A 15,499-nucleotide genomic window follows, 5' to 3' on the forward strand; every position below is an offset into this window, starting at 1 on the left:
CCCGCCCCCGGACCGCACAATTACGATGGCCCGATGACGACCGGGCCCGAGCGCGAATTCGACGCGCTCGTCGAGACCGACACCGCGCCTCCTGCCCGTCCGGTGGCGGGCGAGCCGGCCCTCGTGCCGGCCGGTCCGCTCGCCGGACAGGCGGTCGTCCCGCGCGTCGGCACGTCGGTCGACGACACGACCGCGGCCCACACCCGCGAGGCTCCCCTGACCCGGCTCGACGCCTGGTGGGGACGCGTGCTGCGCACCCCGGTCAGGAGGCGCGTCTGGGCCTGGGCGGGCCCCCTCGCGGTCACGCTGTTGGCCGCGGTGCTGCGGCTGTGGCACCTCAACTCGCCCGCGACGCTCGTGTTCGACGAGACCTACTACGTCAAGGACGCCTGGTCACTGTTCAACTTGGGCTACGAGGGGTCGTGGCCGGCCGACTACGACCCGACCTTCGCCGCCGGCGGGGTCGACGGGTTCCTCGCCGCACCGTCGTTCGTCGCCCACCCGCCCCTCGGCAAGTGGCTGATCGGTCTCGGCATGGCGGCGGTCGGCCCCGAGAACCCGGCGAGCTGGCGCATCAGCACGGCCGTCGTGGGCATCCTCGCGGTCGCCCTGGTCGCGGTCATCGGGTCCCTGCTGCTGCGGTCGACGCTGCTCGGCACGCTGGCGGGGTTCTTCCTCGCGATCGACGGGCACGCGATCGTCATGTCGCGGGTGGCCCTGCTCGACAACTTCGTCATGTTCTTCGGCCTGCTGGCCTTCGGGGCGGTGCTGCTGGACCGCCGGCAGAGCGCCCGGCGGCTCGAGGCCTGGCGGGCGAGGAGGCGCGGTGCCGGTCACGACGTCGCCTGGGGTCCTGCCCTCTGGGCGCGTCCCTGGCTGGTGACGGCCGGGCTGATGTGCGGCCTCGCGACGGCCGTCAAGTGGAACGGCCTGTACTTCCTGGCGTTCTTCGCGGTCTACACAGTGGTCGTCGACATGGTCGCGCGCCGCCGGGCCGGCGTGGAGTTCTGGCTGTCGGGCACGCTCTTCAAGCAGGCACCGGTGAGCTTCCTGCTGACCGTCCCCGTCGCCGTGGTGGCCTACCTGGCGAGCTGGACCGGCTGGTTCGTGACCTCGGGCGGCTACTACCGCAGCTGGGTCGAGGACGGCGGCACCCGCTGGACGGGCGCCCTGGCGTGGGTGCCCGACGTCGTGCAGAACTTCTGGCACTACCAGGCGGGCGTCTACGGGTTCAACGTCGGCCTGCACACCCCCCACGCGTACCAGGCGAACCCGCTCACCTGGCTGCTGATGCTGCGACCGACGAGCATGTACTACCAGGGGTTCGACGAGGGCCAGGGCGGCTGCGACGTGGCCCGGTGCGGCGAGGCGATCACCTCGGTCGCGAACCCGCTGATCTGGTACGCGGCGGTCGCGGCCTGCCTCTACCTCGTCTACCGCGTGGCGCGGTACCGCGAATGGCGCCACGGGGCGATCCTCGTCGGCGTCGCGGCGGCCTACCTGCCGTGGCTCGCGTTCACCGACCGCACGGTGTTCCAGTTCTACACGATCGCCTTCGAGCCCTACCTCGTGCTCGGTCTGGCCGCGGTGCTCGGCATCGTCCTCGGCCGACGCACCGACGATCGGTCCCGTCGGCTGAGCGGCATCGGCGTCACGGCCATCGTGGTGGTGGTCGCCGTCGCGGTCTCGGTCTTCTTCTACCCGCTGTGGACGGGGCAGCTCGAGGACTGGGAGTTCATCCGGTTGCACTACTGGATCCCCAGCTGGAAGTAGCCGCCGGGGCCACGACAGCCGCTGCCGTCGTCGCGGCTGCCGTCGTCGCTGCTGCCGCCGTCGCTGCCGCGGCCGTCGCCTAGAGCCGCAGGGCGAGCGCGTTCGCCGTGAGACCGGCCGCCGTGCCGCAGAGCAGGACGGTGTCGCCACGACCCAGGCGGCCGTCGTCGAGACAGCGGGCCAGGGTGTACGGCACCGACGCCGAGACCATGTTGCCGTACTCGGCCACGGCGTCGACGTACGTCCCGGGTGCCATGCCGAGTCGACGCATGGCGATGCCCAGCGCTCCGCTCGCCTGGTGCGGCACCACGAGGTCGACGTCGTCGAGGCCGAGGCCGGCCTTCTCGAAGAACGCCGCGAAGAAGCCCGGCAGCACGGCGAGCATCCCCATGAGCGCCCGCCGACCGTTCATGTCGAAGAGGTAGTCCCTCGGGTCGCCGTCGGCGTACGCCTGCGCCGGGTGCCGCGACAGCCCACCGCGGAGCTCGGTGTCGTGCGCGTGCGCCGGCCAGGTGCGCTGCAGGCTCGCGATCACGCCCGGCCCCTCGGGGTCGTCGGCGCCGCGGGTGAGGACCACCGCGGCCGCCGCGTCCGAGAACAGCTCGAAGCTCTCTCGCTGGCCGGGGTCGAGGAACCTCGAGCCGACGTCGCCCGAGACGATCAGCACGTTGTCGTACTCGCCGTCGGCCAGGTAGCGGGAGGCGACGTCGACGGCCGTGACGAAGCTGGTGCAGGTCGAGTTGACGTCGAACGCCGCGGCCGCGGCACCCGGCGCGACGCGCTCCATGACCAGTGCGGCGGTGCACGGGATCGGCTGGACGCCGGCGGCGCAGGCCGCGATGACGCACTCGACGTCGTCCGGGCGGAGGCCCGCGCGCTCGAGGGCCTGCTCGGCCGCCGACGCGAGCATGTCGAGCTGCGAGGTGTGGTCGGCGACCCGGTACCGGGTCTGTGCCCCGAAGGCCACCACCTCGTCGGGCAGATAGGTGCCCCAACCGGCGATCTGGCAGTTCTTCATGGTCGTCCCCCTCGTGTCGACACGCGCCGGGCCCCCGCCGGTGCGCTCCTCAGAGTAGGTCCGTCCGGGTCGGATGCGGGTCGTGGGCGAGCAGCAGCCGCGCGCCGGACCGTTCGGCCGTCAGGAGCGACCGGGCCGTGCGGGCCTGCGCGACACCGTCGTGGGCCACCAGGCGGGGCACGGCACGGAGGCGGGCCTCGTGGCCCAGCAGGTCACGTCCCCAGGCCGCGTCGCCGGCGAGCACGACCCGCCCCTCGACGAGGGCTCCGAGGTGACCCCGGGCGTGACCCGGCAGGTCGACGAGCAGGTAGCGGTCGTCGTCGAAGGGGTCGGCGACGCGCAGCCCGAACGGCCCGTCGGCGAAGTCCGACACCACCGTCGCCCGGTCGACGTCGAACCCGTCGGGCAGCAGCCGACGCAGCACACCGTCGCGCAGCCGCGGCCTGCCGAGGGTGCGGGCCACTCCCTCGCTGAGGACGAGCGTCGCGTGCGGGAAGGACCGCAGGCCCCCGACGTGGTCGGGGTGCAGGTGCGACAGCACGACGTGGGTGACGGTGGCGGGGTCGACCTGCTCGGCGATCGTGGCACCGGCGGGCACGGTCGGCGGCAGGAGGCGCCGGTAGGCCCAGGCCGCGGGCCCGGCCCGCCAGGGCAGCGGGGCGTAGCCGGTGTCGAAGAGGACCCGCCGGGTGGCGGACGTCCAGAGGAACGCCCCCGACGGGAAGACCCGTCGGCCCCGGACGCCACCGCGCGTCAACAGGCCCATGTCGTGGCTGGTCTCGCCGCAGGCGAAGTACTCGAGGCGGGTCGTCGCCGGGGCGGGCGCGTCGGCCCCGGGCGCGTAGCCCCCGGGCATGTCGGCCCCGGGCGCGGCGGCGTCAGGCACGCGCGTACCCCGCGAGGCTCTCGTCGAGGGTCACCTCGGGCTCGTAGCCGAGCAGTCGCCGCGCCTTCGAGATGTCCAGGGTCTGGGAGTGCGCGATGGTCGTGACGGTGTAGCGGGTCATCGGCGGCTCGGGGCGACCCGGCAGCACCGAGCAGACGCCCTCGAGCGCGCCGGCGAGGGCGTAGGCGGCCCGCGCCGGGACGGGACGGCCCCGCAGGGGCAGGCCGAGACCGCGCAGCAGCTGCTCGAGGACCTCTCCGAACGGCCGGGGGTCGCCGTTCGTGACGTTGAACGCCTCGCCGTGCACCCCCTCGGCCGTGGCCGCCAACCGGACGGCGAGCGCGACGTTCTCGACCGACGTCAGGTCGACGAGCCCGCGTCCGCCCTGCATCAGCGGCACCCCGACCCGGGCGTGGACGCGCAGCAGGCGCGGGACGAGGCTCGGGTCGCCCGGGCCGACGATGCCCCTCGGCCGGAGGACGACGATCTCGGGTGCGTCCGACCGGGCGGCGGCGGCCGACAACAACGCCTCGGCCGCGAGCTTCGAGCGGATGTACTCGTTCATCGGGCGTCGCGCGTCGACCTCGTCCTCGCGGATGCCCACCCGGTCGCGGGGAGCCGCGTAGATCCCCGGCGACGACAGGTGCACGAGACGCCGCGCGCCCACCCGCCGGGCGAAGTCGAGCACCCGGGCGGTGCCGGCAACGTTGGCGTGTTCGAACTCGGCCCGTCGACCCCACGGCGACGAGAGCGCCGCGCAGTGCACGACGACGTCGACCCGGTGGGAGGCGCGGGCCAGGTCGTCGAGGTCGCCCACGAACGTCTCGCCCCCGGTCGGCAGACGGTCGGCCCGCCGGCCCGCCGCGACGACGTCGTGGCCGCGGCGGCGCAGGTCGCGGACGACGTGACCCCCCACGAACCCGCTGGCACCGGTGACGAGGTAGGAGTCCATGCCCGAATGCTAGACGGATCGGTCCCTAGGATCGGACCGTGCGCATCGCTCTCGTGACCGACTACTACCCGCCCACGCTCGGCGGGGTGCAGACCGCGGTGAAGGCGCTCGCCGAGGCCCTGACGGCCGCCGGTCACGAGGTCACGGTGTTCTGCCCGCTGGCCGCGCCGTCCGACGACGCCCGGGTGGTCGCGCTGCCGGTGGCGAGGTGGTTCCGCCCCGACGGCTACCCGTTCGCCTGGTCGCCGCGCCGCGTCGCCGACCGGCTGCGCCGCGAGTTCGTAAACCGCCGCATCGAGGTGGTGCACACGCACTCCGAGATGTTCGCCGCGCTCGGCGCCATCACGGCGGCCCGGTCGCTCGGTCTGCCCGTCGTCCACACGATGCACGGCCGGGTCGACGTCTACACGGCTCACGCCCTGCCCCTGCCCTCGGTGACCACGGCCCTGCTCGGCGCCCTCCACGCCCGGCACGTGAGCCGGCGGGGGCTCCGGGTCGAGCCCGGTTCGCCCTACACGGCGACCGTCTCGGCCCGCCGGATGTGGCGGCTCATGCTCGCCCAGTCCCGGGCGAGCGCCCACGTCTTCGTCCCCTCCGCCCACTTCGCGCGCAAGCTCGTCGACCAGGGCGTGACGACCCCGGTCAGCGTGTCCTCGAACGGACTCCAGCCCTCGGTGCTGGCGGCGATCGGCGAACCCGCACCGCGCCTCCTCGTCCCCGGCGAGACGGTGACCGTCGTCTGGGTGGGACGGCTCTCGCGCGAGAAGAGGCCCGCGGCGCTGGTCGAGGCCGCGCGCCGACTCGGGTCGGCCGTGCGGGTCGACGTCTACGGCGACGGCACCGAGCGGCGGGCGCTCGAGCGCCTGGGCGGGCCCGTGACGCTGCACGGAGCCGTGCCGCACGCCGAGGTGCTCGCCGCCATGCGCCGCAGCCACCTGCTCGTCTCGAGCTCGGTCGACTTCGACAACCAGCCCATGGTCATGCTCGAGGCGATGGCGACGGGACTGCCCGTCCTGTACTGCGACCCCGACCTCGCCGAGGTGGTGCCGCCCGGTGGCGGCTTCCCCACGCCGACGCCCGACGTCGAGGGCATCGTCGACGAGGTCCGTCGGCTGCTGCGCGAACCGGATGCCGTCGGGGCGGCGAGCGCCGTCATGGTGGCCGAACGCGACCGCGCGGCGCAGCACGTCGACGACGCCCTCGAGGTCTACGCCCGGGTCGTCGCCGGCGGCTGACGGACGACTCCTCCCCCGCAGGAGGCGCGGGTCGGCCGTGTTCCGCCGTGTGACGTCCCGGGTCCCCGCGTGACGCCCAGCGGCTAGCGTGGGGGCATGGCAGATCGTGAGTACGGCTTCCGCACGCGGGCGATCCACGCGGGCAACATCCCCGACGCGGCGACGGGAGCGCGGGCGCTGCCCATCTACCAGACCAGCGCCTTCGTGTTCGACGACACGGACGACGCCGCGGCGCGGTTCGCCCTGCAGAAGTACGGCAACATCTACAGCCGCCTCGCCAACCCGACCACCGCCTCCTTCGAGGAGCGCGTCGCCAGCCTTGAGGGGGGCCTCGGCGCCGTCGCCACGGCGAGCGGGCTCAGCGCCCAGTTCGTCACCTTCGCCTCGCTGGCCGGCGCGGGCGACCACATCGTCGCCAGCGCGAACCTCTACGGCGGGTCGATCACCCAGCTCGACGTCACGCTGCGTCGCTTCGGCGTCGAGACGACCTTCGTGCAGTCCTCCGACCCGGCGGACTACGCCGCCGCGATCCGACCCGAGACGAAGCTGGTGTTCGTCGAGACGGTCGCCAACCCGTCCGGCGAGGTCGCCGACCTCGAGGGCCTCGCCGACGTCGCCCACGCGCACGGCCTGCCGTTGATCGTCGACTCGACCATCGCCACGCCCTACCTCAACCGGCCGATCGAGTGGGGTGCCGACGTCGTCGTGCACTCGGCCACGAAGTTCCTCGGCGGGCACGGCACCACCCTCGGCGGCGTCGTCGTCGAGTCCGGCCGCTTCGAGTGGGACAGTGAGCGCTTCCCGCTCTTCGACCAGGCCGTGCCGAGCTACGGCGGGCTGAACTGGTCGGGCAACTTCGGCGAGTACGCCTTCCTCACCCGGTTGCGCGCCGAGCAGCTGCGCGACATCGGGCCGGCCCTCGCTCCGCACTCGGCCTTCCTGCTCGCCCAGGGCGTCGAGACCCTGCCGTTCCGCATGCAGGCCCACGTCGACAACGCCCGCCAGGTCGCCGAGTGGCTCGACGCCGACCCGCGCATCGAGCGCGTCCGCTGGGCCGGGCTGCCCGGGCACCCGCACCACGACCGTGCGGCGAAGTACCTGCCGAAGGGCCCCGGCTCGGTCTTCACCTTCGAACTGAAGGGCGGTCGTCCGGCCGGCAAGACCTTCATCGAGTCGGTCGAGCTCGCCAGTCACCTCGCCAACATCGGCGACGCGAAGACGCTCGTCATCCACCCGGGCTCGACCACCCACGCCCAGCTCAGCGAGCAGCAGCTCGTCGACGCGGGCGTGCTACCCGGCTCGGTGCGCATCAGCGTCGGCATCGAAGACCCCGACGACATCATCCACGACCTCGACCAGGCGCTGGCCGCGGCGACGAAAGGCGAGTGACCCGACGTGACCGACACCGTCACCACGCAGCTGACCAACGGGCTGACCTGCGAGCTGCCCTCGTCGTCACCCCTCGCCAAGCTGCTCAAGTCACAGCGCACGTGGGTCGGGCCGTCGGCCCGCGAGCGCCAGGCCATCCTGCGGTCGGCGAAGAGCGTCGCCGTCGTCGGCGCCTCGCCGAACCCGAGCCGGTCCAGCTCGTTCGTCGGCACGTACCTGCAGCAGTCCACCGACCTGCGCGTCTACTTCGTCAACCCCCGCGCCGACACGATCCTCGGTCAGAAGGCCTACCCCGATCTGGCCTCCCTGCCCGAGGTGCCCGACATCGTCGACGTGTTCCGCAAGGCCGCCGACATCCCGTCGGTGGTCGACGAGGTGCTCGCGATCGGGGCGAAGACCATCTGGGTGCAGTTGGGCATCTACAACGAAGAGGCCGCCCGCCACGGCGAAGAGCAGGGTCTGACCGTCGTGATGGACCGCTGCATGAAGGTCGAGCACGCCCGGTTCAACGGCGGCCTGAACCTGATGGGCTTCGACACCGGGGTGATCACCGCCAAGAAGGCCGGTCGCTGAGACGACCGACCGGGCCTGTGCCGTCGCCCGGGGTCGCTGCACCGCAGCCCCTGTGACGCTTCATTGCGGACTCACCGGGCGATGTCACCGGTGGGCGTTACCGTGGCCCGCATGGCCCCCGTCCTCACATCACCCGTCGTCTCCGCGCAGTGGTTGGCCGACCACCTCGGCGCCGACGACCTGACGATCGTCGACGCGACCGTGCTCGTCGACCTCGGGCTCGACGGCGACACCGACCACGCGTCCGTCGCGTACGCCACCGGTCGTGACGGGTTCGAGCGCGACGGGCACGTCCCCGGGGCGGTCCTGGCCGATCTGGTCGCGGAGTTCAGCGACCCCGACTCCGACCTGCCCTTCACCCGTCCCGGCGCCGCACGTTTCCAGGCCGCGGTCGCCGCCCTGGGCGTCTCGAACGACAGCACCGTCGTGGTCTACGACACCGTCGACGGCCGCTGGGCGTCTCGCCTGTGGTGGCTGTTCCACGCCTACGGACACGACGCCGTGGCGGTGCTCGACGGCGGGTGGTCGCAGTGGCTCGCCCGCGGCAAGCCCTACGACCTGGGTCGCACCGACCCCCTGCCGGCACGGTTCGCCGCGACCGAACGCCCCGAGCACTGGGTCGACAAGGCCTTCGTCGAGTCCGTCCTCGCCGGCGACGAACGAGCGGCCCTCGTCTCCGGCTCACCCCGCGACGAGTTCGACGGGACGTCGAGCCGGCTGCCCCGTGCCGGGCACATCCCCGGCAGCGTCAACGTGCCGGCCGAGACCCTGCTGGCCGACGACGGCACGCTGGCCCGCGACCCCGTGTTGCGCGACCGTCTCGCCGTCGTCCCCGACGAGCCACGCACGGTCGTGTACTGCGCCACGGGCGTCTCGGCCAGCGTCGACGCTCTCGCCCTCGCGGTCCTCGGACGGTCTGGCGTCTCGGTTTACGACGGCTCGCTCTCCGAGTGGGTCGCCGATCCGGCGGCGCCGCTCCTGCCCGCCGCCGCCTGAGCCCCCGGGCGTCCTCCGGGTGTCCCCGGGGCGTCCCCCGGCCGATGTCCCGCCCGAGACGCCGCCCGACGCGCTCGGGCGGTCAGCCCGCGAGCAGCAGCCCGTCGAGGTCGTCGACGGTCGTGACCGGCAGTCGGCAGACGAAGTCGCGGCACAGGTACGCGGTGGGCACGCGCCCGGGGGCCGAGCGACCCGCGAACAACTCGAAACCCGCGTGTTCGAAGGCGACCAGCGCCTCCTCGTCCAGCACGGCGACGACGCTCCCGGGGCGGACGAGACCTCGCGCCCGCCGGGCGAGGTCACCGTCGGGGCGGTCCGCCCGTGACGGCTCGACCACGACCAGCTGCGTCAGAGGGGCCTCGAGCTCGACGAGCAGCCCGAAGGCGGCACCGTACGCGAGCGGGTTGTCGAGGGCCGAACCGGCCACCTCGGCGACGAGCCGCTCGGCGACGGACCGGTAGCGCGCCTCCCCGGTGAGCTGGTGCAGCGTGAGCGCGGCCGCCGCGACCGCACTGCGTCCCGACGGGTAGGCCCCCTCGCTCGGGTCGCTCGACAGGGCCACGCCCTGCGAGACGAGCACCGGGTCACCGCCCGAGGGCGCCGCGACGATCCTCGGGTCGGCGTCGTCGAGCAGGCAGGCCTCGACGAACGACCGGGCGGCGACCGCGTACCGGGCCTCGCCCGTCGCCAGCGACAGGGCCAGCAGGCCGGACGCGAACAGGCCGTGGTCCTCGAGGGTCGCCATGGCGTCCGACACGGTCGACCCCACGGAGGCGCGCAGCAGTCGACCGTCGTCCGTCACGTGACGCGCGAGCAACAGGTCGGCCGCGCCCCGCGCGGTCTCGACCCACTCGGGCCGGACGTGTCGCGCCCCCGCCTCGGCGAGCGCCGCGATCGCCAGGCCGTTCCAGCCCGTGAGCACCTTGTCGTCGACGGGCGGCGGGTCGAGGGCGGCCCGACCTGCGGCGTCCCGTCGGTAGTAGCCGCCCTCGTCGCGGACGCCGTCGATGGTGCTCTCGCTGTCCTGCGCCGAGCCGAAGGCCCCGTCGGCCGTGCGCAGTCGGGAACTCAGGAAATCGGCGACCCCGGCGGCGATCCGGGCAGGATGCGTGTCGATCTCCTGAGTTGCCGACGTCGGCGCGGTGCCCGACGTGGCGTCGGCACCCGGGGCGTCGGCACCCGGGGCGGCAGCGGCGTCCGGTCCCGCGTCGAGCACCGCCAGCCGCGAGTAGGCGAGCAGCAGCTGGGCGTTGTCGTAGAGCATGCGCTCGTAGTGCGGCTCGGACCAGTCGCGCCGGACCGCGTACCGGAAGAACCCGCCCTCGACCGGGTCGCGCAGCGGCGACGCGGCCATCCGCGTGAGCGTCCGCGACACCAGTTCGAGCGCGCCGTCGTCTCCCCCGGCGCCGAGGGCGAGCAACGCGAGCTGGGCCGGCGCCGTCGGGAACTTCGGGGCCCCGCCGAAGCCGCCGTGCTCGCGGTCCTCGTGGGCGGCGAGCCGGGCGACGGCGTGGGCGAGCTCGGGGCGCCCCGGCAGGGCGACCCCGGTACCGGGACCAGGAGGCGCGGTGCCGGTGACCGACGCGGGTCCCGCAGCCAGCGCCTCCTGCACCGCCGAGGCGGTGGCGTCGACCTCGGTCCGCCTGGTGGTCCAGGCGTCCGTGACGGCGTCGAGCACCTGTCGGAACGACGGTCGACCCTGCACGGGCACCGGCGGGAAGTACGTGCCGGCGTAGAAGGGCCGACCCTCGGGCGTGACGAAGACGGTCAGCGGCCAGCCGAGTCCCTCGGTGAAGGCCGAGGCGGCGGCGAGGTAGCTCGAGTCGACGTCGGGGTGCTCCTCGCGGTCGACCTTGACCGAGACGAACCCGGCCGAGAGCTGGGCCGCGACCTCGGGGTCGGAGAAGCTCTCGCGCGCCATGACGTGGCACCAGTGGCAGGTCGAGTAGCCGATCGAGACCATCACGGGCACGTCTCGCTCGACGGCCTCGGCGAACGGCCCCGGCCCCCAGGCGCGCCACTCGACCGGGTTGTCGGCGTGCGACCTGAGGTAGGGACTGACGGCGTCTCGCAGCTGGTTCGGCATGCGGGCCACGGTAGGCGTCAGCGCGCGGGGACGTCCCTCAGGGGTGCGCCGTCGTACTCGCTCAGCGGGCGGATCAGCGAGTTGGCCTCGCGCTGCTCGATGACGTGGGCGCTCCAGCCGAGGACGCGCGACGCGACGAAGAGCGGCGTGAAGACGGACGTCTCGAAGCCCATCAGGTGGTACGCCAGCCCGGACGGGTAGTCGACGTTCGGCTTCAGCCCCTTGCGCTCGAACACCGTCGCGGCGACGACGTCGTAGGTCTCCTTGAGCCCGTCGACCCGGTCGTCGCCCTGCTCGCGGGCCCGGTCGACGAGGCGGCCGAGGGCGTCCTCCATCGTGGGCACGCGGCTGTCGCCGTTCTTGTAGACCCGGTGGCCGAAGCCCATGATCTTCTCCTTGCGGGCGAACGCGTCGTCGAGCCACGCCACCGCGCCGTCGGCCGGTCCGACGCGGTCGAGCAGCTCGAGCGCGGCCTCGTTGGCGCCGCCGTGCAACGGGCCCTTGAGGGCCCCGATCGCGCCGACGATCGACGAGTGCAGGTCGGACAGCGTCGAGGCGATCACCCGCGCGGTGAAGGTCGAGGCGTTGAACGAGTGCTCGGCGTAGAGGGTCATCGACGTGTCGAACGCGTCGACGTCGAGCGCGTCGGGCTCGCGGTCGAACACCTGGTGCAGGAAGTCGGCGCTGTAGCCGAGGTCGTCGCGCGGCGGCACCGGCGGCAGGTCGTGGCGGCGCCGCTGGTCGTAGGCGATGACGGCGGGCAGCACGGCGAACAGGTGCGTGGCCAGTCGACGCGTGTCCGCGACGTCGTAGGCGCCCGCACCCGTCGTCGGTTCGGGCCGGGCGGCCCCGATGGCGCTGACCGCGGTGCGCACGACGTCCATCGGGTGGGCCGAGGTCGGGATGAGGTCGATCAGGTGCTGCAGCCCGGGGGCGAGCGCGCGGTGCGCGCGGAGTTCGGCGTCGAAGTCGCTCCGCTCGTCGGCGGTGGGCAGCTCGCCGTGCAGCAGCAGCCAGGCGACGTCCTCGACGTCCCGCTCGGCGGAGAGCTGCTGCACCGGATAGCCGCGGTAGAGCAGCGAGTTGCTGGCCGCGTCGACCTTCGAGACCGCCGTCCGGTCGACCGTGACGCCGGCCAGGCCCTTGTGGATCTCGGGGCCGTCGGAGGCGGCCGGGGCGGGTGCGGTGATGGTGTCGCTCATGTCACTCCTTCGTGATGAGACGGGCCCGCCGGGACGGGCCGGACGTGCGGGGGCCAGAGCCCCGTCACGACCGTCGAGGTTCCACTCTAGGTGGCGGGCGCCTCCGGACGGGAGGGGCGGACGGGTCGCGTCAGCACGACCGACTCGACGTCGGCCCCTGCGAGCAGGCCGACCCGGCCACGTCATGGACTGCGCTCACCGACCACCACCGAGCTTCGAGGGGACGCCGTCGCCATCACGGGTCGAGCACCCGCTCGGGCGGTACGGCGGAGACGGTACGGCGTCGCGGCACCGATGGCCGGCGGGCTCACGCCGACGGGAAGAGGAAACGCCACCGTGCCCGTCGTGCCCCGGAGGAGCACGGCGAGCACGATGGCGATCATCCTGCGGTGTTACCGACGGAAGGACCGGCCGGCGAGCGGGTCAGCCGACGGGCGGGCGTGGGCAGTAGTTCAACGTCGCCGCGTTCTCGGAGACGGCCGCCGGGCCGCCGATCGTGACGACCTTCTCGGACGCGAGGCCTGCGATGAGGTCCTCGGCGTAGTAGTTCGTGCAGCCGGGCGCGGTGAGGAGCACGGGCGACTTCTCGGCACCGGCCACCGCGGCGATCGAGAGCGCGTCTGGGAAGTTCTGACCAGATGCGAGGTACACGGTGCCCGAGTCGTCGTCGCGGGGGTTCACGGCCTCCGCGTCGCTGAACGCGAAGAACGCGACGAAGGCCGACGTCTCGTACCGGTCGCTGCCTGCGAGCAGGGCGATGTTGCCGGGGAACTGCGCCTCCAGATCCCCGAAGATGCCGTCCGAGACCGCCAGCGATCCACCGACGACGGCGACGGTCTCGACCTGGAGGTCGTCGAGCAAGGTCGACGTGGCCTGGTCCAGATGCTCCGCCGAGCCCGGGACGAGGACGACCGCGTCCGGCGCACCGGTCGAGTCGGTGCTGCCCGCGCCAGCCGCGGCGCTGGCGCTGATCGCGTCGGGGAAGTTCTGGCCCGAGGCGACGAAGGCCCGGTAGACGCCGGTCTCGGCGAAGAACGCGTCGACGACGGCCCGGGAGGTCGCGTAGCGGTCGGCACCCTGGACACGTTCGACCGTCGCTCCGGTGAGCTTGGTGATCTGGGTGGCGACGGCGGGCGACACGGCGTTGACGCCCCCGATGACGACGACGTTCCGCGGCTTGAGGGCGACGAGGCGGTCGGCCACCGACGACGGGAGGGAGGTCGGAGCCGTCAGGAGGAGCGGCGCCTTGATCCGCGCGGCGGCCGGAGCGGCGCTCAGCGCGTCGGGGAACAGCAGGCCGTTCGCGACGATGACCGTGCCGGCGCCGTCCGGGTACGCCCGGCCGGCGATGTCGGCGGCTGTCGCGAAGCGGTCGGCCCCCTGGTAACGGTCGAGGACGGGTGCTGCGGCGGCGGTGCTCGTGTCGGCCTCGGAGAAGGACCCGGAAGCGGGGTCGGCGGTCGCCGCCGTGACGCCGGCCAGGCTCAGGGCGACGATGCCACCGACGGCGGCGGTCACGCCGAGGGCACGGGTGATGTAAGAGTTCACGGGGGTCCTGTCCGATCGGGCTGAGGTTCTGCTGTGAGGCTAGAAGCCCGATCGTGCGCCCGGCAGCCCCCGTCCGGGCAGCCCCCGTCCTGGTGATCCCCGTCCGGGGGGTGCCCCCGGGCCGCGGTCGACGGGGCGTCGCGGCCCCTCCGTCGGCTCAGGCAGGGGCCGCCGAGAAGCGGTCGACGAGCTCGCGCTTGAGCACCTTGCCGCTGGGGCCGAGGGGCAGGGCGTCGAGGACGTGGACGACGCGGGGGAACTTGTAGGCCGCGATCTCGTCGGCCACGAACGCGACCAACTCGTCGGGCGTCGCCGTGGCGCCGTCGCGCAGGACGACGGCCGCCTCGATCTCTTGCCCGTGCAGCTCGTGCGGCACGCCGAAGACGGCTGCCATCGTGACGTCGGGGTGCAGCGCGAGTACCTCTTCGACCTGCCGCGGGTACACGTTGTAGCCGTTGCGGATGATCATGTCCTTCGTGCGGTCGACGATCGTCAGGTAGCCGTCGTCGTCCTTCGTGCCGAGGTCGCCCGTGCGGAACCAGCCGTCGACGATCGCCTTCGCGGTGTCGTCGGGACGGTTGAGGTAGCCGTTCATCAGGTTGTGACCACGGATGACGAGCTCGCCGATCTCGCCGTGCGGCAGCAGCACGATCGAGTCCTCGACGTGCTGGTCGGCGATCTCGACGTCGACGCCCCAGATCGGTGTGCCGATGGTCCCGGGTCGCGGCGGCACCCCGACGTGGTTGAAGGTCGCGACGGGCGAGGTCTCGGTCAGGCCGTAGCCCTCGTGGATCGGTGCGTCGTACACCTGCTGGAACTTCTCGAGCACCGCGAGCGGCAGCGAGGCCCCGCCCGAGACGGCGTAGCGCAACGGCGGACGCGCCTCGCTGCGGGTGGCGGCGGCGATGAGGGCCATGTACATCGTGGGCACGCCCATGAACACCTCGCAGCCGTGTTCGACCATGGCGGCGAGCGCGGCGTCGCCGTCGAACCTCGGCAGCATGACGATGGTCGCGCCGACCCGGAACCCGGTGTTCATCGTGCAGGTCTGCCCGAAGGTGTGGAACAGCGGCAGCGCACCGAGCAGCACGTCGCCCCGGTGCATGTCGAACGTCGTCATCAGGTTGGTGTTGACCTGCTCGATCAGCGCGAGGTGCGACCCCTCGGCGCCCTTGGGCTGGCCGGTGGTCCCGCTCGTGTAGAGGATCGTGGCGGTGTCGAACGGGTCGCGGGGAACGTAGGTGTCGAGCGGTTCGGCGGCCGCGGCGAGGTCTTCCAGGCGGTCGGGCGCGGGCACGGCGCCGTCGGCCGCATCTGCCTGGGGCGCGTCGCCGGCAGGAGGCGCGAGCACGGTCAGGACGTCGACCCCGGCCAGCTGCCCTCCCGCACCTCCTTCGCCGAGCAGCGGCGCGGCGCAGACGAGCAGGCGGGAGCCGCTGTCCCGCAACACGTACTCGATCTCGTGTCGTTTCAGGAGGGCGTGCACAGGCACGGCGACCGCGCCGAGCGCGAGCGTCGCGTAGTAGACCCGCGGGAAGTCGGCCACGTTCGGGACGAGCATGGCGACCCGGTCGCCGGGGCCGACGCCACGGGCACGGAGGGCACCGGCGTAGGCCAGCGTCTGCTGCCAGAGCTCGGCGTAGGTGGTCGAGGTGGGCCCGACGATGACGGCGACGTCGTCGGGGTGCCGGGCGGCCGACTCCGCCAGGATGGCCGCGACCGACGCGGTGGCGTGGCCTCGGGGGCTGGGTGCTGATGACATCTGTGTCTCTCCGTCTCCGTCGACGTGCAGTCTGCCGCGATCCTACGACGCGACACGACCGGCGCGCCCCCGCCCAGCC

The 15,499-nt window shown here is 73.2% G+C and carries 12 protein-coding genes; 5 read left to right on the top strand and 7 right to left on the bottom strand.

The window, feature by feature from the left end; genetic code table 11:
- Positions 1-33 precede the first annotated feature (33 nt).
- On the top strand, positions 34-1,773 hold the full coding sequence (locus tag ASG28_RS09085; protein ID WP_082454536.1) for a dolichyl-phosphate-mannose--protein mannosyltransferase: 1,740 nt from the start codon (positions 34-36) through the stop codon (positions 1,771-1,773).
- Positions 1,774-1,852: 79 nt separating this feature from the next.
- On the opposite strand, the gene ASG28_RS09090 is transcribed toward ASG28_RS09085, so the two are convergent.
- The 3 genes from ASG28_RS09090 to ASG28_RS09100 are packed head-to-tail and all read right to left on the bottom strand — an operon-like array spanning position 1,853 to position 4,629.
- Positions 1,853-2,791 carry a 3-oxoacyl-[acyl-carrier-protein] synthase III C-terminal domain-containing protein gene (locus ASG28_RS09090; RefSeq protein WP_055974251.1) on the bottom strand — a complete coding sequence of 313 codons (939 nt, stop codon included), beginning with the start codon at positions 2,789-2,791 and terminating at the stop codon, positions 1,853-1,855.
- A gap of 49 nt (positions 2,792-2,840) precedes the next feature.
- Positions 2,841-3,677, bottom strand: coding sequence for an MBL fold metallo-hydrolase (locus tag ASG28_RS09095; RefSeq protein WP_055974254.1), 837 nt, complete (start codon positions 3,675-3,677; stop codon positions 2,841-2,843).
- Complete coding sequence (locus ASG28_RS09100) at positions 3,670-4,629, bottom strand: NAD-dependent epimerase/dehydratase family protein (RefSeq protein ID WP_055974257.1); 960 nt, start codon at positions 4,627-4,629, stop codon at positions 3,670-3,672. Before ASG28_RS09100 ends, ASG28_RS09095 begins: the two co-directional genes overlap by 8 nt.
- A 38-nt stretch (positions 4,630-4,667) precedes the next feature.
- On the opposite strand from ASG28_RS09100, the gene ASG28_RS09105 reads away from it, so the two are divergent.
- The 4 genes from ASG28_RS09105 (at position 4,668) to ASG28_RS09120 (ending at position 8,822) form a co-directional block, all read left to right on the top strand.
- A complete protein-coding gene (locus ASG28_RS09105; RefSeq protein WP_055974260.1) occupies positions 4,668-5,864 on the top strand; it encodes a glycosyltransferase in 1,197 nt (398 codons plus the stop codon).
- 96 nt (positions 5,865-5,960) lie between these two features.
- Positions 5,961-7,253, top strand: a complete 1,293-nt coding sequence (locus tag ASG28_RS09110) for an O-acetylhomoserine aminocarboxypropyltransferase/cysteine synthase family protein (RefSeq protein ID WP_055974264.1) — start codon at positions 5,961-5,963, stop codon at positions 7,251-7,253.
- 42 nt (positions 7,254-7,295) lie between these two features.
- Positions 7,296-7,826, top strand: a complete 531-nt coding sequence (locus ASG28_RS09115) for a CoA-binding protein (RefSeq protein WP_369814175.1) — start codon at positions 7,296-7,298, stop codon at positions 7,824-7,826.
- Between the two features lie 111 nt (positions 7,827-7,937).
- Positions 7,938-8,822: a sulfurtransferase gene (locus ASG28_RS09120; protein ID WP_055974269.1), complete on the top strand. Its 885-nt coding sequence runs from the start codon at positions 7,938-7,940 to the stop codon at positions 8,820-8,822.
- 82 nt (positions 8,823-8,904) lie between these two features.
- Here ASG28_RS09120 and ASG28_RS09125 read toward each other — a convergent pair whose 3' ends face one another.
- The 4 genes from ASG28_RS09125 to ASG28_RS09140 all read right to left on the bottom strand — a co-directional run bounded on the left by ASG28_RS09125 (position 8,905) and on the right by ASG28_RS09140 (position 15,420).
- On the bottom strand, positions 8,905-10,908 hold the full coding sequence (locus ASG28_RS09125) for a thioredoxin domain-containing protein (RefSeq protein WP_055977389.1): 2,004 nt from the start codon (positions 10,906-10,908) through the stop codon (positions 8,905-8,907).
- A gap of 17 nt (positions 10,909-10,925) precedes the next feature.
- Positions 10,926-12,110: a bifunctional 2-methylcitrate synthase/citrate synthase gene (locus tag ASG28_RS09130; RefSeq protein WP_055974273.1), complete on the bottom strand. Its 1,185-nt coding sequence runs from the start codon at positions 12,108-12,110 to the stop codon at positions 10,926-10,928.
- A 423-nt stretch (positions 12,111-12,533) separates the two neighbouring features.
- Positions 12,534-13,658 (bottom strand): cell wall-binding repeat-containing protein, encoded by a 1,125-nt coding sequence (locus ASG28_RS09135; RefSeq protein WP_055974276.1) that lies wholly within the window; start codon positions 13,656-13,658, stop codon positions 12,534-12,536.
- A 157-nt stretch (positions 13,659-13,815) separates the two neighbouring features.
- Entirely contained in the window at positions 13,816-15,420 is a 1,605-nt protein-coding gene (locus tag ASG28_RS09140; protein WP_055974279.1) for a long-chain-fatty-acid--CoA ligase, read from the bottom strand.
- Between the last annotated feature and the right edge of the window lie 79 nt (positions 15,421-15,499).

Origin of the sequence: Frigoribacterium sp. Leaf415 (genome assembly GCF_001424645.1) — a bacterium.
Lineage (GTDB): Bacteria > Actinomycetota > Actinomycetes > Actinomycetales > Microbacteriaceae > Frigoribacterium.